Origin of the sequence: Faecalibacterium taiwanense (assembly GCF_036632915.2) — a bacterium.
Taxonomy (GTDB): domain Bacteria; phylum Bacillota; class Clostridia; order Oscillospirales; family Ruminococcaceae; genus Faecalibacterium; species Faecalibacterium taiwanense.
Window position 1 is genome coordinate 2267489 of the sequence record NZ_CP155552.1, and the last position, 24289, is coordinate 2291777.

Consider the following 24289-nt stretch of genomic DNA (forward strand, 5'->3'; position numbering starts at 1 on the left):
AGCAATGACTGAGAGGGTTCTATCTTATAAAAGGAGCACGCATCCATGCCACAGAACATTGCACCGCCGGGCCTGATCTCCCTTCTTGCCGCCGCACTGGCACAGCAGCCCACAAAGCCGCTGGTGCTGGCGCTGGATGGCCGCTGCGGCAGCGGCAAGACCACCCTTGCAAATACGCTGGCCCGGCAGTTTCCGGCCAGCATCACCCTGCACACCGATGATTTTTACCTGCCGCCTGCACAGCGCATCCGCGGCTGGGAGAAAACGCCCTGCGCCAATATGGACCTTGCCCGCCTGCGGGACGAAGCCCTGCGCCCAGCCTACGAGGGCCAGGCGGTGCAGTACCGTGCCTATTCCTGCCGCGAGGGTGCGTACCTGCCCGCGCGGGAGCTGGCCGCGCAGCCGCTGGTGATTTTGGAGGGCAGCTACAGCCACCACCCGCTGCTGACCGGTTACGAAACGCTGCGGGTGTTCCTGACCTACGCAAAAGAAGAGCAGACCCGCCGCCTGCAGGCGCGGGAGGGGGAGCGATATGCCAATTTTGCCGCCCGGTGGGTGCCGCTGGAGGAGGGCTATTTTGCCCAGTACCACATTGCGGAGACGGCGGATTTTGTGGTAGACACCACCCAAAGCGGGACGATTTGAAATGGCTTTCGCGCCGCCGGTAAGACCAAGGTGCCATATAGCAAAGCGGAAGAGCACCCCTTGAACCGAACAAAGCCGGACAGCTTGCGGGCTGTCCGGCTTTTGGTTTTGCTTGGTTTACAGGCTGTTACTTATTCTTGTACATATCCTGATAGTAGTTCTGGTAATCACCGCTGGTGACATGGTCCATCCACTCCTGATGGTTCAGGTACCAGTCGATGGTCAGCACGATGCCCTTTTCAAAGGGGGTCTCGGGGTACCAGCCCAGATCGTTCTTGATCTTGGTGGGGTCGATGCCATAGCGGCGGTCGTGACCCAGACGGTCGGCCACATGCTTGATGAGGTCCTCGCTGATGCCCTCGTCCTGCAGACGGTCGTGGAGCTGGTTGATGATGGTCTTGACGATGAAGATGTTGGGGCGCTCGTTGTGGCCGCCCACGTTGTACACCTCACCGATCTTGCCGCCGTTGGCTACCATGTCGATGGCCTTGCAGTGATCTTCCACATACAGCCAGTCGCGGATCTGCATACCGTCGCCGTAGACGGGCAGCTGCTTGTGGTGCTTGACGTTGTTGATCATCAGGGGGATCAGCTTCTCCGGGAACTGGTAGGGGCCGTAGTTGTTGGAGCAGCGGGTGATGTTCACGGGCATGCCGTAGGTATCGTGGAATGCCATAACGAACATATCGGCGCTGGCCTTGGAGGAAGAATAGGGGCTGTGGGGGCACAGGGGGGTGGTCTCCATAAAGTAGCCGTCCGCACCCAGTGCGCCGTACACCTCATCGGTGGACACCTGCAGGTACTTCTTGCCCTCTTTCCAAGTCTTGGCATCGGCATCATACCATGCTTCCTTGGCGCGCTGCAGCAGGTTGACGGTGCCCATCACGTTGCTCTGCACAAAAATTTCGGGGTTCTTGATGGAGCGGTCCACGTGGCTCTCGGCGGCAAAGTTGATGACGTAATCGAAATCGTACTTCTGGAACAGGCCTTCCACCAGCTCCTTGTCGCAGATATCGCCCTGCACGAACACATGGCGGGGGTCGCCCTCCACATCCTTCAGGTTTTCCAGATTGCCGGCGTAGGTCAGCTTATCCAGATTGACCAGCAGGATCTCCGGGTATTTCTTGAGCATATAATGCACAAAGTTGGAGCCAATAAAACCGGCGCAGCCGGTGATCAGATAGGTTTTCATAGGTTCAATTTCCTCTTTTCAGTCTTTCATCCCGTTGTCGCCGTCCCAGTGGGCGAAGAAGCAGGCCAGAGCGTCTCTCCAGTCGCGCACATCGTTGCCCACGGTGCAGCGCAGCATCCGGTTGTCCAGTGCGCTCCACTTGGGGCGGTCGGCGCTTTCCGGGTGCTTTGCCTTGTATTCCTCGCTGGTGCAGGGTGCCACAGCGGCATCCACGCCGGACAGGCGGATGATCTCGGACGCAAAATCATACCACGAGCAGATGCCCTCGCCGGTGCAGTGATACAGGCCGTACTCGTGGGTCACGCACAACTGCAGGATCTCGTGGGCCAGATCCACCGCGTTGGTGGGGTTGCCGCACTGGTCATTGACCACTTCCAGCTTGCCAAACTTCTTGCCTGCGTTCACGATGGTCTTGACGAAGTTTTTGCCGTAGTAGCTGTAGAGCCACGCGGTGCGCACGATGAAGTGACGGTGGCAGAACTGCTCCACATACTTTTCCCCCATGAGCTTGGTAGAGCCATAGGCGCTGATGGGGCCGGGAATGGTGGCTTCGTCCTGTGCAACGCCGCCGTTCTCACGGCCGGAGAACACATAATCGGTGGAGACGTGTACCAGTCGTGCACCGGTCTTTTCCGCTGCCTGTGCCAGATTGCGGGGGCCGAGGGCGTTTGCCTTGAAGGCGGCATCATGGTTCACTTCGCAGCCGTCCACATTGGTGTAGGCAGCGCAGTTGATGATGACATCCGGGCGGTTGCGGCGGATGAACTCGTCCACCATTTTGTAGTTGGAGATATCCAGATCCGGCAGGTCCACGGCGATCACCGTGGCATTGAGCAGCTTTTCGGGGATGGGGCCGATCTCGCTGCGGCCTTCGCGCAGCTGCTTGAGGATCTCGGTGCCCAGCTGACCCTTGCAGCCGGTAACAATGATTTTCATATGGGTATGCCTCTCTTTTGCTTAATAGCGCAGCTTGCCGTCTGCAACGTTCTTCAGGTGCTGGCCGTAAGGACTCTTGCCGTAGCGCTCAGCGCTTTCCAGCAGGGTGTCGCGGTCGATCCAGCCGTACTTGAAGGCGATCTCTTCCGGCGCACTGATCTTGATGCCCTGACGCTTCTCGATCATGCGCACAAAATCGGCTGCCTCCACCAGACTGTCCATGGTGCCGGTGTCCAGCCATGCAAAACCGCGGCCCAGCAGCTGAACATCCAGCTCGTCCTTCTTCAGATACATGTCATTCAAGGTGGTGATCTCCAGCTCGCCGCGGGCAGAGGGCTTGACCTGCTTTGCCATCTTCACAACCTCTTTGTTATAGAAGTACAGGCCGGTGATGGCGTAGTTGGACTTGGGATGCTGCGGCTTTTCCTCCACGCTGAGCACCTTGCCGTCCTTGTCGAACTCCACGATGCCAAAACGCTCCGGGTCCTGCACATAGTAGCCGAACACGGTGCAGCGGCCTTTGTTTTCCGCATTGGCGGCGGCGGTCTTGAGGATCTTGGAGAAGCCGTTGCCGTAGAAGATGTTATCGCCCAGGATCATGGCGCAGCAGTCGTCGCCAATGAACTCTTCGCCCAGAATGAAGGCCTGTGCCAGACCGTCCGGAGAGGGCTGAACTTTATACTGCAGATGGATGCCGTACTGGCTGCCATCACCCAGCAGCGCCTCAAAGCGAGGCGTATCGGTCGGGGTGGAGATGATCAGGATGTCCTGAATGCCTGCCAGCATCAGCGTGGACAGGGGGTAATAGATCATCGGCTTGTCGTAGACCGGCAGCAGCTGCTTGCTGGTGACCATAGTCAGCGGGTAAAGCCGGGTGCCGGCACCGCCGGCAAGAATGATACCTTTCATATTTGTGCACTCCTTTAAAATAGATTGAAAAGTTGTGCAGCTGTACGCCGCCCAGACGGGAGACCGCCCGGATGACGTATGGATTCAAAGCGGAGCTGCGTCCGCTGTAAACAAATTCAGGAGCCGCTCTCCCCTGCCCGGAACGGCAAAATGGGAATAACAGTTCACTTTATTTTACTATCAAATCACACAAAAAGCAAGAAAGAACGGCTTTCCCGAAAAATTTTCCGGAAAAGCCGTTCTGAAACTCCTTCAATCTCGCATTTGTTCCGCTCAAAAGGCCCCCTCTCCGAGGGGGCTGGCAATGCCGCAGGCATTGGCTGGGGGAGTTACCACGCAAAGCCCCACTTGGAGAAATAGCGCAGCAGGCTGCGCAGCTGCCACAAAAAGGGCTTCAGACTGCGGTGCGCGGCGCGGTGCCATGCATGGATGGCCGTATACTGGGGCACCAGATACGCTTTGCCCCGGGTGCGCATCTTCTGGGTGAGATCGGCGTCCTCCACATACATGAAGTAGTCCTCATCAAAGCCGCCCACAGCCTTGAACACCGCAGTGTCCACGGCCGAGAAGCTGCCGGTGCAGAACTCGATCTCGGTGGGTTTTGTCAGGTCTTTGTCCGCCATGAGATAGCGCTCGTTGTACTTTGCCCAGAATTTCAGGCAGGGCAGCTGGCGGTACACCATGGCCCGCACACTGCACCGGCGCAGCGGCAGACGCTGGGGCCGCCCGTCCGGGAAGGTGAGCGCGGGCCGCGCCATCACCACGCCGGGGTGCTGTGCCATCCAGTCCGCAAGGTCACTCAGCGTATCCGCAGTGAGCTGGATATCCGGGTTCAGGATAAAGTGCACCCGGCTTTGCAGCAGGCTGAGCACCGTGTTGTGGCCGGTGCCAAAGCCGCCGTTCTCTGTGCGGCAGAGCACCTCCACCTTCTGGTCCTCGCGGATGTGCAGGGTGCCGTCCTTCGCGGCCTTGGCAAGGCGCTGGCCGCTGCCGTCCGGGCTGGCGTTGTCCACCAGATACAGTGTCAGCGGGTGGCGGCGGGTGCAGTCCAGCACGGTCTGTGCCGCCCTGAGCGCTTCATCCGCGCCGTTATAAACTACGATACAAGCAGAAAGTTCCATGTCGTTCACTCCAGCGGTTTGATGTCAAAGCTGAAGTCCTCTTTCATCAGGTCAAAGTTCGGGTTCATGCAGGGGTCGCCTGCGGCCAGCTGCTTTGCCCACCGCTTCTGGAAGCGCTCCACCTCCGAGATGAAGCGCTTGCGCTTGACCGGGTTCTCGTCCAGACCGCGGCTCTTGCTCTCGTAGTGGTACAGCTGTGCAAACGGGGTGAACACGTTGGTATAGCCCGCTTCGCGCACGCGCACGCAGAAGTCCACGTCGTTGAAGGCCACAGCAAAGCTCTCGTCCAGACCATTCACCTGCTCGTAGACGCTCCTGCGCACCATCAGGCAGGCGGCAGTGACCGCATACACATCCTGTGCATAGACCAGACGTCCCATATAGCCGGGGTGGCCCACCGGGAAGTTCTTGTGCATGTGGGCCGCAAGGGTCAAAAAGCCGAAGCCGATGCCCGCGTGCTGGATGGTGTTGTCCGGATAAAGCAGCTTTGCGCCCACGCAGCCCACACGGTCCTGCTGGGCGTACATGAGCATTTCTTCGATCCAGCGCGGAGAAATGACCTCGGTATCGTTGTTGAGCAGCAGCAGATATTCGCCGGTGGCTTCCTTTGCGCCAAAGTTGTTCAGGGCGCTGTAGTTGAAGCCGGTGCCCTGCCATGTGATCACCTTCAGGTTTTTGTGCTCCTTCTGCAGCTTTTCATAGCAGCGGAAGGTGGCAGGCTCCCTGCTGTTGTTCTCGATGACGATGATCTCAAGATCCTCATAGGTGCTCCTGCGGTAGATGGACTCCACGCAGGTGCGCAGGTCGGAAGAATGGTCGCAGCTGGGGATCAGGATGCTGACCCGGCCCGGCTTTGTGATGGTATAGTCCGTCTTATAGAAGCCCGGCGTACCCGGGATCATGGAAACTTCATCCACCGGCACACCCACACGCTCGTAGTGGGCATACAGGGCCTTGACCGCAGCTTCCAGACAGTAGGTTTTGGCCGAAATGTTGCTTGCCACGCTGGTGGGGCTGGAGCGCCAGTAGTACAGCAGGTGCGGGATATGCACGATCTTGTGCGCCTTTTCGGTCAGGCGCAGGTAGAGGTCATAGTCCTGACTGCCGTTGTAGGCTGCACGCTCATCGCCGCCCACAGCGGCCAGCAGCTTTGCGCTGAACACGCTCAGGTGGCAGATATAGTTGTTGGAGCGCAGATTATCCAGCATATAATCCGGCTTGAAATGGTAAACGGTCAGATGGTCGATGTCGCCCTCAAAGGTCACTTCATCCGTATACACAAAGTCTGCGCCCTGTTCGGCAATGGCCTGTGCCACGTACCACAGAGCACAGGGGTGCAGGATATCATCGTGGTCCAGCAGGGCGATGAACTCGCCCGTTGCCAGCGCAAAGCCCTGATTGGTGTTGCCCGCAATGCCCTCGTTCTTTTCCAGCTTCTGGTAACGGATGCGGGGGTCTTCCGCAGCACGGGCTGCTACGGTCTGGCCCACCGTCTCGTCCTGTCCGGCATCCACAAGGCACAGCTCCCAGTTCTGATAGGTCTGGTTCTGCACCGAGTCCAGCAGCTCCACCAGAAACTGCTGCGGCGTATTGTACAGCGGCACCACGATGCTGATGCGCGGCGCGGCGGGCTGGTCGGCCGCCTGCCTTACCAGCAGCTCTGCGCTGGCAAAGCGGTCGGCGCGCATGGTCCTGCCCGGGAACAGCTTCGCATATTCCTTTTTGGCCTTTGCCTGCGCACGCACGCCGGAAATGCCCACCCGGCGCAGCTGGCCCAGAAAGACGAACGGCGGGAAGGTGTGTGCCAGCTGACGGCCCTTGCTGACAAAGTAGCGCAGCGGCCAGCTCATCTTCCAGAAAGTAGAGCTGGTCACATTGTTCAGTGTCTTTTCCAGATCCTGCTCATGGCTGCGGCTCAGCGAAAGATCGCTGCGCAGACGCTCCAGCTGAGCCGTCTGCTCTTCGCCGGTGCGTTCGGCCTGCTGCATCCGCTCTCGCAGATCGTCCAGCGTCATCTCGTAGCCTGCCAGCAGCTGCTGTGCATCCTGCACAGCGGCGCTGCGGCAGAACAGCGCGGTCTGCTGGGCTTTGCCGCGGTTCTTCCACTCAAAATCCCGGTACAGGCCCTGTGCGGCCAGCTGCTTTGCACAGTCAGCCATGGCCGATGCATCGGTGCATACCAGCAGCACCTGTGCACACTGCAGTGCGGGCAGATCCACCCATTCCGGGTCCTCCACCACCAGCAGGGCAGCGGTGCCCTGCTCTGCATTCTCCGGCAGCAGCTGTGCGCCGGCCTTTTCCAGTGCTTCGGCCAGTGCGCCGCTGCCGCCCAGCACCTGAATGCTGGCAGGGGTCAGCTCCCGCACGATGCGCTGCGCCAGTGCACGGCAGCGCTCGGCCTGTCGTTTGGTTTCTTTTTCCTGATCCATTCCGATCTCCGCTCCTATGGAACTTTTTTATCTTAAAATGATCTCTCAAAAAATCACACGATTTATAGTATACCAAATCCGGCATGATTTGAGAAGGTTTTGCGCGCATTTCTTTGCAGTTTTCCACTGCTTACCAGTGGAACAGGCTGTGCAGCCAGCCAAAGAACCCACCGCCGGAGCTGCCGGAAGTGGAAATGCTCACACCCGTGTAGTAGTGGCTCAGGATCTCCCGGTAGCCCATGCCCTGCTCCTGTGCGTAACCCACAGCACCGCACTGGCTCATGCCCACGCCATGGCCAAAGCCGTAATAGGTCATGCAGGGAGTGCCGCTTTCGTCCGCGCCAAAGTCGAAGCAGTAGCGGGAGGAAACGAACTGGCCGATATAGCGGTAGCTGCGGCCATTGGAAACAAAGGTGTTGTACTGCACAAAGCCGCCCAGATCCTTGTGGGTGGTGTCGGCGCTGACGTAGGGCTCGCCGGTGCGGCTGTCGTTATACTCTTTATAGGTATAGTCTTTTCCGATGACCCGGCGCAGCTTGTTGTGGTACTGCTCCTCGTAGGGGCTCTCCACGCTCTGCAGATACGGCACATCGGTGCCCCATGCGTCCCGGCCGGAGCAGGTGCCGTACACGCCGGTCTGGGTGTTGTAGCCCGCACTGGCCGACCACACGGCGTCGCAGACGCTGCCGTTGTAGGTAAGGATCTCATTTTTCACCGGTTCCACCGCCCTGCGGATGGCTTCCCGTGCCGAGGACGGGATCTGATCCACCGGAGTGTAGATAAGCGCATTGGCAGAGGAGCCGTACTGCTTGTGGTATTCCAGATAGGAATGGATGGCCACCGCCTGTGCCTTCCACGCCTGCTGGGCGGCGCTGGCGCTGACATAGCTGCCAATGGAGCCAAGCTCCGTGTAGGTAATGCCCACAAGGCAGTCCACAAGGTTCAGCGTAACATTGCGCTGCAGGCCTTTTCCCTTGATGTTGAGGTAAGGCATGGTGATGGTATCACTGGTGCCAAAGAGCCATGCAAGGCAGTTTTCCTCCTCGGCAGGGATCAGGGTCGTGTCCGCGCCGCCCATAGTGGTGGCTGCCGAAGCCGCCGGGGCCAGCACGCAAACGCACAGCGCTGCTGCCAGCACAAACGCCGCCGCGCGGCGCACAAACCGATGCAGATGTTTCAAAAGTGATCTCCTCCTGTTTTTTGCAGATTTCTGACTGTATTTTTTACAGTGTAACACAGCCTGCGCCTGCGGGCAAGGACTGGACTTTCGTTTTCACATCTGGACAAAGAAGAAACCGGAGGGCCTTTCCCGTTCGGGCTGCTCTCCGGTCTGATTTATAAGGTCTCCGGCCGACGACGCATGGCATCGTCGATCTCGTTCTCGATCTCCCGCAGGCAGTCCAGCAGCACCGGATTGAACGCCCCGGCCTCGCCGGTGCAAAGCATCTGCACTGCAGCCGCGCAGGGTACCGGCGGCTGGCTTCCGCTGCCAGTAGTCAGCGTTTCGTAGGCATCCGCAAGGCCGACCACCTGTGCCGCAATGGGGATCTGTTCGCCAACCAGCTGGTCCGGGTAGCCGCTGCCGTCGTACCGCTCGTGGTGCCAGCGGCAGATCTGATAGGCTACCCGCACAAAATCTTCGTCGCGGTAGGCATCCAGCTCTTCCAGCATCCGTGCACCCAGCAGGGTATGCTGGCGCATGATTTCTTCATCCTCCGGCGTGCGCGGCTCCGGGCTGTTCAGGACCTGCTCCCCGATCTCCATTTTGCCAATGTCGTGCAGCACCGAGGCCATGCTGATGGTACGGCGCATCTCCTGCGTCAGGGGGTAAGTCTCGGTCTTTTGCACCAGATGGTCCAGCAGCATTCCGGTCAGGGTGCTGATGTGCTGCACATGGGTGCGGCTCTCGCCGTTGCGTCGCTCCACCACCCGGCTCAGAATGCCGATCATCATTTGGCTGCGCTTTTCCTTTTGCGACACCTGATCCGCCACCATGGCGCTCAGGCGGCGCTGCTTTGCATACATGCGGATGGTGTTGGTAATGCGCTGATACACCACCCTTGCATCAAAGGGGCGGCTGATATAATCGGACGCACCCAGATCAAAGGCGCGGCGCACCGTGTCCACATTGTCCTCGCTGGAGATCATGATGACCGGGATCTCTTCCAGCATTCCGCGCTGGCTCATGGCTTCCAGCACAGTAAAGCCGTCAATGCCGGTCATGTGGATATCCAGCAGCACAACGGAGATGCCGGTGGGGTTCTGTTCCAGCAGGCGCAGGCAGTCCTCGCCGGAAGCCGCTTCGGCAGTGTCGAACTGGCTGTTCAGCATCTGGCTGAGCAGCATCCGGTTCATGGCCGAGTCGTCCACGATGAGCACACTCTGGCGGCTGTGGGTGGGCTGCAGGGCGTGCGGCTCCGGCTGACGCTCGGTGATCACGGTGTTTTTCTGGATGCGTGCATAGTGCATCAGCCGTTCCGCGTGCTGCACCGCATCGTCCACATTTTCGTCGTCGATCCACACGCCGCCAATGCTGGCCGACATGCGGATGCGGGAGTAGCCCGGCACGCTGGCCGCCTGCAGCTGCAGACGGATCTGTTCCAGACGCGGGCTGAGCTGTTCCTGCCGGATGTCCGGCAGCAGCAAAAGCAGCCTGCCGCCGTCGTAGCGGATCAGGCGGTCTTTTTCCGAAAGGCCGCGCCGGATGGTGCTTACCGCCGTTTCCAGCACGCTGTTGCCCGCACCGGAGCCGTAAACATCGTTGGAGAACTTCAGATCGTCCATATCCAGCATCGCCACACCGGCGGTAATGCTGCGGTAGCGGTAGTTCTCATCATAATAGGTGCGGTTGTAGGCACCGGTCAGCGGGTCGCGGTAGCGCTTTTCCCGCTCGTCGGTAATGCTGTTGAGCAGCCGCTCACCGTTTTCCGGGTCCAGCAGAACGCTGCGGTCGATCTTGCGGGTCAGCTCCAGCACACAGAGTTGGCCATCCACCTGCACACAGCTGGCCGTGATCTCGTACAGTTCCTGCCCAAAGTATTCCAGCCTTGTTTTCCGGGTGTTCTTTTCCAGCGCCTGCCTTGCCACGCAGTTTTCACACGGACGGCTGCGCCGCCACTGGGCATAGCAGGGCGCGCTGCCCTTTTTGCCGCCCTGCACCTCGTCCGCCTTCATCAGGCGCACCGTCATGAACACCTTGCGGAGCTGGCGCATTTCCTCTTCCATCTGCTGGCGTGTTCTGTCTTTTTTGCTCATCATCGCATATCCCCCGCTGCAAAACCGCGCGTTTTGAGCCGCACGGCATTCCTTCACGAATAACATTATACTATTTTTTACCAGAATACGTCAATCTTCACCCCTTGCAGCCCGCGGTGCGGAATGTGTCGTTTTGATCCTGTAAAATCAACGTAAGCTCTTTATTTTTGTCAAATTTCCTCATCAGACACCGTACTGTGCCGCACAAAGCGACGCAAATTGGGGAGTGCAGTTTTCCGGCCGTCTGCTGCCCGCTCTGCCCGGGAACAGTCCACGTGTTTCCGCCGGAAACTCAGTCTTGATTTTGTGCGCAGAATCCGCTATAATAGTAACGTTCTTTTGAATTGTATATCAGCCGGTGTGTCGGAATGGCAGACGAGGGGGACTCAAAATCCCTTGTGCTAATAACACGTGTGGGTTCGACCCCCACCACCGGCATAAAAAGGAAGCCCTCCAGCTTGTCTGGGGGGCTTTCTTTTATCTGCGGCGTGTGAGCGGGTCGAACAGCACGACCCTGCACAGCAGGGGAGCAATCAGCCCTGCGGGCTGTTGCTCAGTGCGCGGGAGACCCCCACCACCGGCATAGCAAGCAGCTCGAAATCGAAAGGTTTTGGGCTGCTTTTCTTTTTCTGCTCAGTTTCTTATACTTTGGTGTTTTCTGGGAAGATGCGGAATCATTTTCAGTTGTTGACCCGCTGACAGCCTGACACATTGCCTGCAAGCACCGATTTCTTTGCGGAAACCGGTGCTTTTTGCAATTGCACTTTCCCCGGGAGATTATTATACTTATAAAAAAGGCCGGGATGCTGCAAGGACAGGAGGGAAAGCGTATGGCACGGAACAAAACCGCACAGGGCGGTATATCCCTGCGCCGCAAGGTCACGGCATGGCTTGCCGCGATTTTGCTGGTCACCATGCTTTCTACTGGCATTGCTACCATGGCAGGTCAGTGGACGGTACGCTCCTTTGATATGCTGCTGGCCGACAACGCCGTCTGCTACACGGTGCAAAACGCCCTCAAGGACGAAACACAGGCCTTTGCACGCTATGTGCGCCAGCCTACTTCTGAAACCGAACAGGCCTATACCGCCGCCTGCACCGCTTCCGAGCAGAGCCTTGCGGCCCTGCCCTTCGATTATGCCCGCATCGGCGAGGAGCGCTATGCCCGCACATGGAACCTTTTGCAAGGGTATGCGGGCTATCGGCAGGAGCGGGATGCCTTTTTGCAGCTTTCCCCCTCGGCAGATACCTATATTGAACAAATGTACCATGTGATGGCACTGCAGGACTACCTTGCCGAGTATGCGCTACGTCTGACACAGGCCACGCTGGAACAGGAAAACGCCCTTTACAGCAGCACGGCGGCTCACATCCGGCATCTGCCGTGGCTGTATCTGGGGCTGTTCCTGACGGCGGCTGTACTGGTGCTGCTGCTCATCCGGGTGCTGAGCCGCGCTGTTGTGCGTCCGCTGCTGCGGCTGGCGCAGGCTTCCCGCAGCATTGCCGAGGGCGATTTTTCCAGGCCGGACCTACCGGTGAAAAGCAGCGACGAGGTGGGGCGGCTGACGGGAACCTTCAACCAGATGAAGCACGCCATGGCGCAGCAGCTGACCACCCAGCAGGCTTTGCACCGGGAAGAGGTGCGGAACCTTGCACTGGAAAAAGATCTGGAGCACACCCGGCTGGAGGTGCTTAAAAGTCAGGTGAATCCGCATTTTCTGTTCAACACCCTGAACATGATCTCCTGCATGGCGCGGCTGGAGGATGCTTCCACCACCGACCAGATGATCGTGCATCTGGGCAGTTTGTTCCGGCACAACCTGCGCACCAAGCGCCAGCAGATCACGCTGGAGGAGGAACTGGACGGGCTGGAGGACTACATTTATTTGCAGCAAATGCGGTTCGACGGACGCATTACCGTAGAAAAAAGCATCCGGGTGCAGCCTGCGGCGGTTTTGGTGCCGTCCTTTATGCTGCAGCCTGTGGTGGAAAACGCTTACTCGCATGGGCTCAAGTCCCGCGAGGAAGGCGGACGCATCCTGCTGCGGGCATGGATGCAGGGCAAGGTGCTGGTGCTCACAGTTGCAGACAACGGCAAGGGGATGACCCCAGAGGAGCTGGATGCCGTGCAGGCAAAAATTGCCCAGAGCGAGCAGACCGGCCGCAGCATTGGCCTTGGCAATATTTCCCGCCGCATCGGGATGCTGTATCCGGGCGGTAAAATGCAGGTATACAGCCGCGCAGACTGCGGTACTGTGGTGCGGTTTGAGCTCCCGCAAACGCAGCAGCCGGAAGAAAAGGAGGAGACGCTCTCGTGAAGTGCAAATTGCTGGTGGCAGAGGATGAATTGATCGAGCGCAAGGTGCTGTGCCGGACCTTGCAGAAGTATCTGGGAGACCTGATCTGCCTGTACGAAGCCAAAAACGGCAGAGAGGCTCTGGAAATTTTTGCCCGCGAAGCGCCGCAGGTGGCTGTGCTGGACATTGAAATGCCGGGTCTCACTGGGCTGGAGGTGGCGCGCAAGATCCGTGAAACAGACAAAAATTGCGCCATCCTGTTCCTGACCGGCTTTGATAAGTTCGACTACGCACGGCAGGCGATCTCTGTGCGGGCGATGGACTATCTGCTCAAGCCTTACAACGAGCAGGAACTGGTATTCGCGGTGGAGGATGCCATCCGGCAGGTGTCGGTGCCGCTGCCTGCCCACCCGGCACAGCCCCCTGCGCCTGCAGAGCCTCTCCGCCGGGAAGAGGACGAGGATATGCGCACCGCCATCATCCGTGCCGAGATCAGCCGCTTCATCGACGCTCATTATAGGGAGGATATCTCCATGCAGGATGCCGCCGCTGCGCTGCGCTACTCGGACGCCTACTTCTGCAAGTTGTTCAAGCAGTGCTTTAAGGTAAACTTTTCGGCCTACCTGAACGAATACCGGGTGGACAAGGCGCGCCAGCTGATTTTGGACCCGCGCCTGAGCCTGAAGGATATCGGCGCTGCTGTGGGTTACAGCGACGCCAACTATTTTACAAGGGTGTTCAAGCGCCTGACCGGCCAGACCCCTTCGGAATACCGCGTAGCCGCAGCGGAAAAAGCGGCACAAGGATAAATCGGATCCAAAAGAAGCGCTCGTTCTTTCCTGCCTGTGAACAGGAGAGGAACGGGTGCTTTTTTGTTTTTGCCAGTTTTTTTCGTCCAAAAAACACAAAAATTGTACTTGGATACAACAAAGACAAAATCGTACTGCGTTTCACAAAATAATCCGGTTTCGCAAAAATGAACGAGTTGTTAAAATACAATCATAGAAAAAACGTGAAAAGAGAGGATGCCATTCATGAAGAGAAGAACGTTTTTGTCGCTGATGGGCGCAGCGGCACTGACCAGCAGCATGATGCTTACCGGCTGCGGTGCCGGCTCCGGTGACGACCGCAAGATCGTGCGCATCGGCCATGTGCAGTCCCAGACCCACCCGGATCATCTAGGACTGGAAGCCTTTGCCAACTACATCAACGAGAAGCTGGGCGATAAGTACCGTGTAGAGGTGTACCCCAGCGAGCTGCTGGGCTCCCAGACCGAAATGGTGCAGCTGACCCAGACCGGTGCCATCGACTTTGTGGTGGCGTCCACTGCCATCATGGAAACCTTCAGTGCCAAATACCAGATCTTCAACCTGCCTTACCTGTTCTCCAGCGTAGAAGCCTACCATGAGGCGATGGACGACCCCGAAGTGACGGACCCCATTTTCAAGACCACTTCCAAGGCCGGTCTGGAAACGGTGGCATGGCTGGATGCCGGCACCCGCAACTTCTACACCATCAAGACCCCCATCAACCAGCCCTCCGACCTGAAGGGTCTGAAGATCCGCGTGCAGCAGTCGCCCACCAACGTGGAAATGATGCGTCTGCTGGGCGGCACCGCTACGCCCATGGGCTTCGGCGATGTGTACACCGCCTTGCAGGCCGGTATTCTGGATGGTGCCGAGAATAATGAGCTGGCTCTGACCGATAACGGTCACGGCGATATCTGCAAGTATTACTCCTACGATATGCATCAGATGGTGCCGGACCTGCTGGTGGCAAACTACGCCTTCCTGAACGAGCTCAGCGACGAGGAGCGCGCGATCTTTGAAGAGGGCTTCCAGATCGTGAAGCGCACCGAGCAGGACGCTTGGGAGGATGCCGTGACCGAGGCCAAGGACAAGGCCGAGAACGAGCAGCACGTCAACTTTATTTACCCGGACACTGCACCGTTTCAGGAGGCTATGGCCCCCCTGCACGATTCCGTGCTGGCAGCAAACCCGGAATTGCAGCCCATTTATGACCTGATCCAGCAGCACAACGCTGCCCACACTGCGGACTGAGGAGGAGCATCATGGAAAAACTGAGAAATACCCTGAACAAGGTGCTCAACCTGCTGGCAGGTCTGAGCATGACGGTCATGGTGGTGCTGACCACCTATCAGGTCATCGTACGTTATATTTTCAACTCTCCCTCCACATGGTCGGAGGAACTGGTGGGTTATCTGTTCGGCTGGAGCACCATGCTGGGTGCCACCATCGTCTCCGGCGAGCGCGGCCACATGAACATCCCCGTGCTGGTGGACCGGTTCAACCCCACCATGCGCAAGGCCTTCAACATTTTTGCCGAGATCATTGCGTTCGTTTTCTCCGCGACCATTCTGGTGTTCGGCGGTTTTCAGGTGTCCCAGCTGGCTATGGGACAGCAGACCTCCTCGCTGGGCGTAGCTGTGGGCGTGTTCTACTGGGTCATGCCCATCTGCGGCGTGATCATTCTGGTGTATTCCGTGCTGAACATTATCGGCATCGCCAACGGCTCCATCTGTCTGGATACCCCGGAGGATGCAGACTTTGCAAAGGTGGAAGCCGAAATGGCTGCCGATGCCGACAAGGAAAATAAGGAGGACTAAGCTGTGGCAATTCAAGCGTTACTCGTAATTCTGGCAGTGCTGCTGGTGCTGCTGTTCCTCGGCGTGCCCATCTCGTACGCCATTGCAGTCTCTTCCCTGACTGCCATCCTTTCTTCCATTGACCTGAACGTGGCCGTGCTGACCGCTGCCCAGCGCACCTTTGTGGGCATGAGCAAGTTCAGTCTGACCGCCATCCCGTTCTTTATTCTGGCCGGCAACATCATGAATCAGGGCGGCATCGCCAAACGTCTGGTGGATTTCGTCATGGCTATTCTGGGCAAGATGCCCGGCGCACTGCTGGTGACCAACATCGGCACCAACGCTCTGTTCGGCGCCATCTCCGGCTCTGCATCCGCTGCGGCTGCCGCCGTTGGCTCCATGATCCGCGACGGTGCCGAGGAGCAGGGCTACGACCCCGCCGTGACCGCTGCCACCAATGCCGCTTCCTCCTGCTCCGGTTTGCTGATCCCACCGTCCAACGCCCTGATTACCTACTCTCTGGCATCCGGCGGCACCTCTGTGGCTGCGCTGTTCATGGCCGGTTACATTCCCGGCATCATCTGGGCGCTGTGCTGCTGCGTGGTGGGCGTGCTGCTGGCGGTCAAGCTGGGCTATAAAGGCACCCCCGGCAAGTTTGACTGGAAAAATCTCGGCATCTGCACCCTGCGCGCCCTGCCTTCCCTGTCCCTGATCATCGTGGTCATCGGCGGCATCATCGGCGGTGTGTTCTCTGCCACCGAAGGCTCTGCCATTGCCGTTGTCTATGCGCTGATCCTTGCTTTCTGCTACCGCTCCATCAACCTGAAGAGCCTGTGGAAGATCCTCGTGGACTCTGCCAAGATGTCCGGCATGGTGGTGTTCCTTGTAGGCGTTTCCAACATTCTGGGCTGGGTCATGGCCTTTTTGCAGATCCCGGATGCTGTGGCGGCAGCTCTGCTGAGCCTGACCAGCAATAAGTACATCATCCTGCTCATCATGAACGTGATCCTGCTGGTGTCCGGCACCTTTATGGATGTGACTCCGGCCATCCTCATCTTCACCCCGCTGTTCCTGCCCATCTGCCAGAGCTTTGGCATGAGCACCATCCAGTTCGGTCTGATCCTCGTGTATAACCTGTGCATCGGCAACATCACCCCGCCTGTGGGCAACGCACTGTTCGTGGGCATCAAGGTGGGCCGCACCTCGCTTTCCAAGGTCATGCCGTACATGCTTATGTACTATGTGGCCATCATCGGCGGCCTGCTGCTGGTCACCTTTATCCCGGCAGTGTCTACCGCACTGCCGCAGGCAATGGGCCTGATGTAACTGAGACATTCCCTTCTTCTCCTAAAAGGCGGTACCTGCTTTGCGGCGGGCACCGCCTTTTCCTGTCTCTTGCACAAAGGCAGTCTTATGCGCTATACTATCTGCAAAGGGAGGGAGACACCATGCGCAGACGGACTTTTTTAGCCGGGCTGGGCTTTGCAGCCTTGCAGCTGGCAGGCTGCAGCGCAAAGTCGCAGACCACACCGGACTATGTGCTGACCTATGCCGACAACCAGCCCGCCGGGTACCCCACTACGCAGGGCGCGCAGTATTTTGCAGACCTTGTGCAGCAGCAGACCGGGGGCAAGGTGGTCATTCAGGTCAAGGCGAACGGCGAGTACGGCTCGGAACAGCAGGTGTGGGAACAGCTTGCCATTGGCGGCGTAGATTTTGCCCGTGTGTCGCTCTCGGTGGTCACGGACGATCTGCCCCGGCTCAACGTGCTGCTGCTGCCGTATCTCTACCGGGATGCCGACCACATGTGGCGCGTGCTGGACGGCAGCATCGGGGCTGAGTTTTTGCAGGACTTTACCGCGCAGGGGCGCGTGGGCCTGAGCTGGTACGACGCGGGTGCCCGCTCGTTCTATGCCCGTCAGCCGGTGCGCAGCCTAAGCGATCTGCAGGGCAAGACCATCCGCGTGCAGGATTCGCAGATCGTGATCGACATGATCCGCCTGCTGGGTGCAGTGCCGGAGACCACGGCGTACAGCGATGTCTACTCGGCGCTTGAGACCGGGCAGATCGATGCCGCCGAAAACAACTGGCCGGCCTACTATTCCATGGAGCACTACAAGGTGGCACGGTACTACATGGCCGATGAGCACAGCCGCGTACCGGAGGTGCAGCTGGCTTCCGGCCGCACATGGGATGCACTGCCGGAGGAATATCGGCAGACCCTGCAAGCGTGCGCCCGGGCATCGGCGCAGTACGAGCGCCAACTCTGGGCACAGGAGGAAACAGCTGCCCGAAAAGCGGCATTGGCTGGCGGGTGCCGGGAACTGCCGCTGCCCGAAGAAGAAATGCAGAACTTCCGGCAGCTGGTGCAGCCGCTGTACCGAAAATACTGTGCCGACTATCTGCCGCTGGTGGAAGAGATACAGGCAGAGTGACAACCGAAAAGGGACGAGTCAAATAAAAAGGCTCACAGCTTTGAGGTTATGCTGCGGAGCACTTTTCCTCCACGTCCCCACTCCGTGGAACAGCAAACAAGCCAGACCCGCCGGTCTGGCTTGTTTGCAATATCAAAATAAATGTTTCCGCTGAATATACCCAAGGTGCAGCGGAGGACCTTCTGAATCAAAAACTCTCCCTTAGCTCACATATTCATCGGTCACGCTGATGATGTTGGCATTGCCTTCCAGACTTTCATACACGTTCACGACGGCATAGTGCATCTCAGCACCCGGATAAACCGTGGTTGCTTCGCACAGGATGCGGTAGTTCGTGCCTGCCACGGTCTGGGTGCTCAACAGAGCCACCGGCACATAATCCACACCTACAAGGCCCTCGGTGGCCTTGTTGAACGCCGCCGTGGCTTCCTCCGTCATGGCGGGGGACTCCGCTTCCTGCCAGGTGCCCACAGCGTCTTCCTTGTAGTCCAGATTTGTCAGGCACAGCGGGTCGCCGATGTCCAGAATTTCTGCCTTGCCCAGCCAGCCGCGCTGCAGCGTGACCACAACATACTCTTCCTGTGCGCCCGGTACGACGACAGTCGCCTTGCACAGAATGCGGTACTGGATACCGGAGCCGGTGGTGCGGCTTGCCAGCAGGGCCACGGGCGTGTAGGAAACGCCCTCCAGACCTTCAAAGGCCTTGTCGAACACTTTGCGGACTTTCTCGGTCAGTGCCGGGTCGGAAGCACGCTTCCAGCTGCTGGAAATACAGTTTTCCTCAGCCACAGCAGAAACTGGTTCCACCGTCTCTGCCGAAAGTGCGTATGCCTGTACCGCGCCGCCTGCCAGCAGGGAAAGAGCCATCACAGCCGTCATGCAAACAGAAACCGTCTTTTTCATAATAATATATTCCCTCTTCTTATTGTGTGTCGCTGCCGGGGTGTGCACCCGGTTTTGTCGCTTCATTCTGGATACAAATGAGCCGCCCTCGGAATTGCACGGGTTTGAAATATTTTCCAAAAAAAGAAAAAAGCCTGTGTGCACAGTCCTGAATGACAGGCTCTGCATCCCTCCTGAACATCCCTCCAATTTCCATTTGGGCGATCCAAATCGAAAAAACAGAGTAGAGGGAAAACGCATCGAAAAATCGTGGATATTTCAAATTATTGTTCATTGAGGCGTGAATTTTGCCTTTGTGAAGTGGGAACCAGATATCACTAGATATCACTGGATGACACCAGATGGAAGATGAGGATAAAAACTCAAAATTCCTTGTGCTAATAACACGTGTGGGTTCGACCCCCACCACCGGCATAAAAAGGAAGCCCTCCAGCTTGTCTGGGGGGCTTTCTTTTATCTGCGGCGTGTGAGCGGGTCGAACAGCACGACCCTGCACAGCAGGGGAGCAATCAGCCCTGCGGGCTGTTGCTCAGTGCGCGGGAGACCCCCACCACCGGCATAAAAGCCCATCAGGCATTCGCCCAATGCCGTTAAGTTAAGAGGCTAAAGAAAAATAGACTTCATCGAAAAGATGAGGTCTATTTTTTTTGAAAAAGATCAGAAACAGATTTTACGCACCCTTTGCCGGATATGCCAAGGCCCCCACAGAACACGGGCTCTGCAGGGGCCTTGCGGGCAATATTTTACAGCATTTTGACCGCCAGTGCTTCACTGGTGCGATCCTGTGCGGCGTTGGCATTTTCGGGGTCGTCCATGGTGTAGCGCAGCACCAGCACTTCAGCCACATACAGCAGCGCCACCTTGACCGGGATGTTGCCGGAGTCCAGCGGGCTTTCCTGCGCACCACACAGCAGCACGATATCCGCCAGCTTTGCGCCGGGCGAATCCTCATAATGGGTGAGCAGAATGATCTTTGCGCCCGCCGCCTTGGCCGCGCGCAGCGTTTCCAGCATATCGCGGGTAGCGCCGGAATAGGAAACGAACAGCACCACATCCTCCGGGGTCATCAGGCTGGCCGTGATCAGCTGCATATGGCTGTCGCCTGCCGTGCGGAACTTGGTGGAGAAGCAGGCAAAGCGGGCGCAGATATCATTTGCAATATACATGCTGCCGCCCTGACCAAGGCAGTACACCTGCCGGGCCTTGTGCATCAGCTCCGAAGCCTTGTCCACCGCCTCCGGCGAAAGATTGTTCTGGGTGCCGTTGATGGTAGTCATCAGCAAGGCGCTGGCGTGCTCGCACAAAGTTGCCGTGTCGGCATCCGGCTCCGGCACATGCTGGTTGACCAGTGCACCGGTGGCGTTGGCCTGCGCCAGCGCAATGCGCATTTCATGATAGCCCTCAAACCCCAGCGCCCGGCAGAAGCGGAACACCGTTGCCTCTGCCACACAGCACTCCTTTGCCAGCGAGGAGATGGACAGATACTGTGCCTCTGCCGCGTGCTGCACAAGATAGTCCGCCACGGTGCGGCCCGATTTTGTCAGGTCGCCCTGATGCTGCTGCAGCAGCTCCCAAAAATTCGTTGCCATTTTTCTTTTTCCTCTTTTCCGGCGCAGCAGTCCACCGACCCGGATCAGCTGCCGACCGTTTCATTCACCTTTATAAAAAGTATAAAAGAATCGTCCCCGCTTCGCAAGAGACGCATTGCCCACATTTTGGCCCGCAGTTCTGTGCAGAGCACACAGTTTTGGCGGAAAAACTGGCCATTTTGTGAAAATATCTTTCAATTTTACATTTTTGTTTAGAAAAACATTTTCACTATCGTTTTGGTGGGTTTGTACCATTTTGTAATAGTTTCAGAAGAGTAAAGCAAGATTTTCTTTGCATTTCAACATATATCCCACACTTTTGTGCACAATGCACACTGTCATTCTGAAAATTTATGAAAACCATGAATGGACAAAATGAAAATATTTTTCTATAATGGAGCCATCAAGAGCGGCCGCTGGCACGGCAGGCCGCCAACAACGTGAAGCATCTTGAATGCGAAGGAGAAACTACTATGAAAAACTGCATTTCCCGCCGTTCGTTCCTGAAGGCCGCTGGCATTCTGGGCGCAGCCGGCGCTCTGGCCGCATGCGGCGGCTCTTCTGCAAGCACCAGCACTGCTGCTTCCACCGCAGGTTCTACTGCTGCAAGCGCAGCTGCTTCTTCCACCAGCATCAAGCTGTGGACATACCCCATCGGCGGCTGGGGCAATGACGACACTGTTCAGGGTCTGGTTTCCAGCTTCAACGCAAAGTATCCTGACATCAAGGTCACTGTGGAGTATCTGGACTACACCAACGGCGACGATCAGGTGAACACCGCCATCGAGGGCGGCAGCGCACCTGATCTGATCATGGAAGGTCCCGAGCGTCTGGTTGCAAACTGGGGCGCAAAGGGCGTTATGGCTCCGCTGAACGACCTGTGGACCGATGATGCCAAGAAGGACATCTACGAGTCCGTTGAGTCCGCCTGCAAGGACACTGCCGGCAACTACTACGAGTATCCCCTGTGCATGACCGCACACTGCATGGCCGTGAACATGACCAAGGTCAAGGAAGTGGGCGCTGACCAGTACATTGATACCGACAAGCACACCTGGAGCACCGACGGCTTCCTGAAGACCGTTGACGCCCTGTACAACGGCGGTTACGAGAACGTTGCAGCCATCTACTGCGCAGGTCAGGGCGGCGACCAGGGCACCCGCGCGATCATCAACAACATGTACGGCGGCACCTTTACCGATGCAGCCCACACCAAGTACACTGCCGACTCCGCCGAGAACATCAAGGCGATCCAGACCCTGCACGACACCAAGGGCATCAACTTTGACGCTTCCATCGCAGGCGGCGACGAGATCACCCTGTTCCGCAACGGCACCCTGCAGATGGCATTCTGCTGGAACATTGCACAGCAGGCCAACAGCGACAACAACGCCGCCGGTCTGACCAACGATGGCGACGAGATCTTCCCCATGGCCTTCCCCACCGACAGCGGCGACCCGAAGCTGTGTGGCGGCATCTGGGGCTTCGGCATCTTTGATAACGGCGACGAGGCCAAGATCGAAGCAGCCAGGACCTTCATCGACTTCATCGCTGCCGACCCCGATCAGGTCAAGGACAGCGTGCTGGCTTCCACCTACTTCCCGGTCCGTACCAGCGTGGGCGACATCTACGCCGACAACGAGATCATGAGCGAGTACAGCAAGTTCATGGCTTATCTGGGCGACTACTACCAGATCACTCCGGGCTGGGCAACCGCACGCACCGAGTGGTGGAACATGCTGCAGCGCGTCGGCTCCGGTGAGGATGTCGAGACTGCCGTCAAGACCTTTGTGGACAACGCAAACGCTGCCGCACAGGCATAAGCCCATCCACTCTGCCGGGGGCAGATAATTATTGACGCTTCGCCCCTTCCTCGAAGATCCCGACGAGGGAGGGGCTTTATTTGTAAAAAAAATCATAACCGAAAGGAACGGTGATTCTCTTGGCTGCAAAAACGGCGATCAAAGAGCCTAAGCGCAGCAGTGCGCTGGTACGGCGCGAGACCTTCGCTTCCTATTGCTTCCTGCTGCCCAGCCTGATCTTCTTCCTGGGCTTCGTCATCTATCCCATGGTGCTGTGCGTGGTGACCAGCTTCTTCGATTCCACCATGAACCGTGCCGACATCTTTGTGGGGCTTGCAAACTATAAGGAACTGTTCACAGACCCCATCTTTCTGGGTGCCTTAAAGAACACCTTCATCATCGTGGTGGTGTCTGTGCCCGTCACCTGCGCCTTCTCGCTGTGGGTCTCCTCTGCCATCGTAGACCTGCCCGAGTGGGCTACCAGCCTTTTCCGCTGCGTGTTCTACCTGCCCGTGGTCACCGGCTCCGTGGCTGTTACCGTGGTGTGGAAGTGGATGTACAACAACTACTACGGCATCTTCAACTATCTGGGCAAGACTCTGGGCCTCATTGACAAGAACATCAACTGGCTGGGCGATGAGCGCTTTGCTCTGGGCTGCATCATCCTGATCCTGCTCACCACCTCTGTGGGCCAGCCCATCGTGCTGTACGTTTCCGCTCTGGGCAATGTGGACCAGTCCATCGTGGAAGCTGCAGAAGTGGATGGTGCCACCGATTTCCAGTGCTTCTGGAAGATCAAGTGGCCCGCCATCATGCCCACCACTCTGTACATTCTGGTCATTACCACCATCAACTCCTTCCAGTGCTTTGCGCTGATCCAGCTGCTGACTTCCGGCGGCCCCAACCACAGCACCGATACCATCATGTACTACATCTACTACACCGCCTTCAAGCTGTACCGCTACGGCTACGGCAACGCAATGGGTGTGGTGCTGGCAGTCATCATCGCCATTCTGTCGGCTGTCCAGTTCAAGCTGGGCAACCAGGATAATTAAAGGAGGTGCCGGACAATGAGTGCAAATGCCGCTGCAAAAAAGCAAAAACCGTTGAAGCGTCACCCCAGCAAGCTCAAGAAGATGAGCGCCTACATGATCCTGACGCTGATCCTCATCAGCATCGTTGCGGTGCTGTTCGCCTTCCCGCTGTACTGGATCATCACCGGTTCCTTCAAGACCGGTGCCGCCATCAATGCCACCACCCCCGAATGGTGGCCCAGCCAGTGGGTGCTGACCAACTACCAGAAGCTGTTTTCCGGCAAGAGCGCCCCGCTGTGGCAGCTGGCTGTGCCCTTTGGTTCCAAGTTCAGCGCTAACGGCGAGCCCATCTACTTCTCGGTAGGCCCCACCGCTCCCGCTGCCATCCGCTGGATGCTCAACACCGTGTTCATGGCCGTCATGTCTATGATCCTCACCTGCATCACCGCCGCCATGGCCGGCTATGCACTGGCAAAAAAGCGCTTTGTAGGCCGCAAGCTGCTGTTCACCCTCATCGTGTGTGCAATGGCTCTGCCCAAGCAGGTCATTCTGATCCCCTGCTGCGCGAAATGAGCAGCCTGAACCTGTACAACACCATCTGGGCCGTCATCTTCCCCATCGTGGGCTGGCCCTTTGGTGTGTTCCTGATGAAGCAGTTCAGTGAGGGCATCCCCACTGAGATGCTGGAAGCAGCCCGCATCGACGGTGCAAGCGAGGCCAAGACCTTCATCGACATCGTGCTGCCCATGGTCAAGCCGGGCATCGGTGCACTGGCCATTTTTACCTTCATCAACAGCTGGAACGACTACTTCATGCAGTTGATCATGCTGTCCAGCACCAGCAACCTGACCATCTCGCTGGGCATTGCAAAGCTGCAGGCTGAGAACAGCACCGACTTTGGCCTGATCATGGCAGGTGCCGCACTGGCTGCTGTGCCTATCATCATCATCTTCCTCATTTTCCAGAAGTACTTTACCAAGGGCATCGCTATGGGTGCTGTTAAGGGCTAAAATCCCGACCGCCGCCTGCGGCGGAAACAGGAGGATTTTTGGCGCAGCGGTCTGCAAGACGCAAGGCCCGCCCAAGGGCCGAAGCGGATGCAGGGCACCGCAAGAGGGCATTGAACCCGTTACCCGA

18 protein-coding genes, 1 tRNA gene and 1 pseudogene are annotated in these 24289 nt (G+C 57.8%); 11 read left to right on the top strand and 9 right to left on the bottom strand.

Annotated elements, in window-relative coordinates; all coding sequences use genetic code 11:
• Positions 1 to 45 precede the first annotated feature (45 nt).
• Positions 46 to 645 (top strand): uridine kinase, encoded by a 600-nt coding sequence (locus tag PXT33_RS11195; RefSeq protein ID WP_005944562.1) that lies wholly within the window; start codon positions 46 to 48, stop codon positions 643 to 645.
• Positions 646 to 772: 127 nt separating this feature from the next.
• On the opposite strand, the gene rfbB is transcribed toward PXT33_RS11195, so the two are convergent.
• The 7 genes from rfbB to PXT33_RS11230 all read right to left on the bottom strand — a co-directional run bounded on the left by rfbB (position 773) and on the right by PXT33_RS11230 (position 10490).
• Positions 773 to 1837: a dTDP-glucose 4,6-dehydratase gene (gene rfbB / locus PXT33_RS11200; RefSeq protein ID WP_005944564.1), complete on the bottom strand. Its 1065-nt coding sequence runs from the start codon at positions 1835 to 1837 to the stop codon at positions 773 to 775.
• A gap of 18 nt (positions 1838 to 1855) precedes the next feature.
• Positions 1856 to 2773 (bottom strand): dTDP-4-dehydrorhamnose reductase, encoded by a 918-nt coding sequence (rfbD, locus tag PXT33_RS11205; protein WP_097775168.1) that lies wholly within the window; start codon positions 2771 to 2773, stop codon positions 1856 to 1858.
• 21 nt (positions 2774 to 2794) lie between these two features.
• A complete protein-coding gene (rfbA, locus tag PXT33_RS11210) occupies positions 2795 to 3682 on the bottom strand; it encodes a glucose-1-phosphate thymidylyltransferase RfbA (RefSeq protein WP_005944568.1) in 888 nt (295 codons plus the stop codon).
• A 329-nt stretch (positions 3683 to 4011) separates the two neighbouring features.
• Entirely contained in the window at positions 4012 to 4803 is a 792-nt protein-coding gene (locus tag PXT33_RS11215) for a glycosyltransferase (protein WP_332376559.1), read from the bottom strand.
• 5 nt (positions 4804 to 4808) lie between these two features.
• A complete protein-coding gene (locus PXT33_RS11220; protein ID WP_097775165.1) occupies positions 4809 to 7232 on the bottom strand; it encodes a glycosyltransferase family 2 protein in 2424 nt (807 codons plus the stop codon).
• Positions 7233 to 7362: 130 nt separating this feature from the next.
• Positions 7363 to 8412: a SpoIID/LytB domain-containing protein gene (locus PXT33_RS11225; RefSeq protein WP_332376560.1), complete on the bottom strand. Its 1050-nt coding sequence runs from the start codon at positions 8410 to 8412 to the stop codon at positions 7363 to 7365.
• 155 nt (positions 8413 to 8567) lie between these two features.
• Positions 8568 to 10490 (bottom strand): HD domain-containing phosphohydrolase, encoded by a 1923-nt coding sequence (locus PXT33_RS11230; protein WP_332376561.1) that lies wholly within the window; start codon positions 10488 to 10490, stop codon positions 8568 to 8570.
• Positions 10491 to 10841: 351 nt separating this feature from the next.
• On the opposite strand from PXT33_RS11230, the gene PXT33_RS11235 reads away from it, so the two are divergent.
• The 7 genes from PXT33_RS11235 to PXT33_RS11265 all read left to right on the top strand — a co-directional run bounded on the left by PXT33_RS11235 (position 10842) and on the right by PXT33_RS11265 (position 17824).
• Positions 10842 to 10925 (top strand) — tRNA-Leu (locus PXT33_RS11235).
• Between the two features lie 392 nt (positions 10926 to 11317).
• Entirely contained in the window at positions 11318 to 12805 is a 1488-nt protein-coding gene (locus PXT33_RS11240) for a sensor histidine kinase (RefSeq protein ID WP_332376562.1), read from the top strand.
• Positions 12802 to 13593: a helix-turn-helix domain-containing protein gene (locus PXT33_RS11245; protein WP_332376563.1), complete on the top strand. Its 792-nt coding sequence runs from the start codon at positions 12802 to 12804 to the stop codon at positions 13591 to 13593. The genes PXT33_RS11240 and PXT33_RS11245 overlap by 4 nt, the downstream gene beginning before the upstream one ends.
• A gap of 216 nt (positions 13594 to 13809) precedes the next feature.
• Positions 13810 to 14844 carry a TRAP transporter substrate-binding protein gene (locus PXT33_RS11250; RefSeq protein WP_298638596.1) on the top strand — a complete coding sequence of 345 codons (1035 nt, stop codon included), beginning with the start codon at positions 13810 to 13812 and terminating at the stop codon, positions 14842 to 14844.
• A gap of 11 nt (positions 14845 to 14855) precedes the next feature.
• On the top strand, positions 14856 to 15410 hold the full coding sequence (locus PXT33_RS11255) for a TRAP transporter small permease (protein ID WP_298638594.1): 555 nt from the start codon (positions 14856 to 14858) through the stop codon (positions 15408 to 15410).
• 3 nt (positions 15411 to 15413) lie between these two features.
• Positions 15414 to 16715 (top strand): TRAP transporter large permease, encoded by a 1302-nt coding sequence (locus PXT33_RS11260; protein ID WP_005939307.1) that lies wholly within the window; start codon positions 15414 to 15416, stop codon positions 16713 to 16715.
• A gap of 122 nt (positions 16716 to 16837) precedes the next feature.
• A complete protein-coding gene (locus PXT33_RS11265) occupies positions 16838 to 17824 on the top strand; it encodes a TRAP transporter substrate-binding protein (protein ID WP_332376565.1) in 987 nt (328 codons plus the stop codon).
• Positions 17825 to 18025: 201 nt separating this feature from the next.
• Here the strand turns inward: PXT33_RS11265 and PXT33_RS11270 are convergent, their stop codons facing one another.
• Positions 18026 to 18727, bottom strand: a complete 702-nt coding sequence (locus tag PXT33_RS11270) for a hypothetical protein (protein WP_332376566.1) — start codon at positions 18725 to 18727, stop codon at positions 18026 to 18028.
• Positions 18728 to 19470: 743 nt separating this feature from the next.
• The gene (locus PXT33_RS11275) at positions 19471 to 20316 is read right to left on the bottom strand and encodes a MurR/RpiR family transcriptional regulator (protein ID WP_332376567.1); all 846 of its coding nucleotides are present in this window, start codon (positions 20314 to 20316) and stop codon (positions 19471 to 19473) included.
• Between the two features lie 473 nt (positions 20317 to 20789).
• On the opposite strand from PXT33_RS11275, the gene PXT33_RS11280 reads away from it, so the two are divergent.
• The 3 genes and pseudogenes from PXT33_RS11280 (at position 20790) to PXT33_RS11290 (ending at position 24162) form a co-directional block, all read left to right on the top strand.
• Positions 20790 to 22139: an ABC transporter substrate-binding protein gene (locus tag PXT33_RS11280; RefSeq protein WP_332376568.1), complete on the top strand. Its 1350-nt coding sequence runs from the start codon at positions 20790 to 20792 to the stop codon at positions 22137 to 22139.
• 110 nt (positions 22140 to 22249) lie between these two features.
• The gene (locus PXT33_RS11285; protein WP_005944588.1) at positions 22250 to 23173 is read left to right on the top strand and encodes a carbohydrate ABC transporter permease; all 924 of its coding nucleotides are present in this window, start codon (positions 22250 to 22252) and stop codon (positions 23171 to 23173) included.
• A gap of 15 nt (positions 23174 to 23188) precedes the next feature.
• A pseudogene (locus PXT33_RS11290) lies at positions 23189 to 24162 on the top strand (carbohydrate ABC transporter permease).
• Positions 24163 to 24289 lie beyond the last annotated feature (127 nt).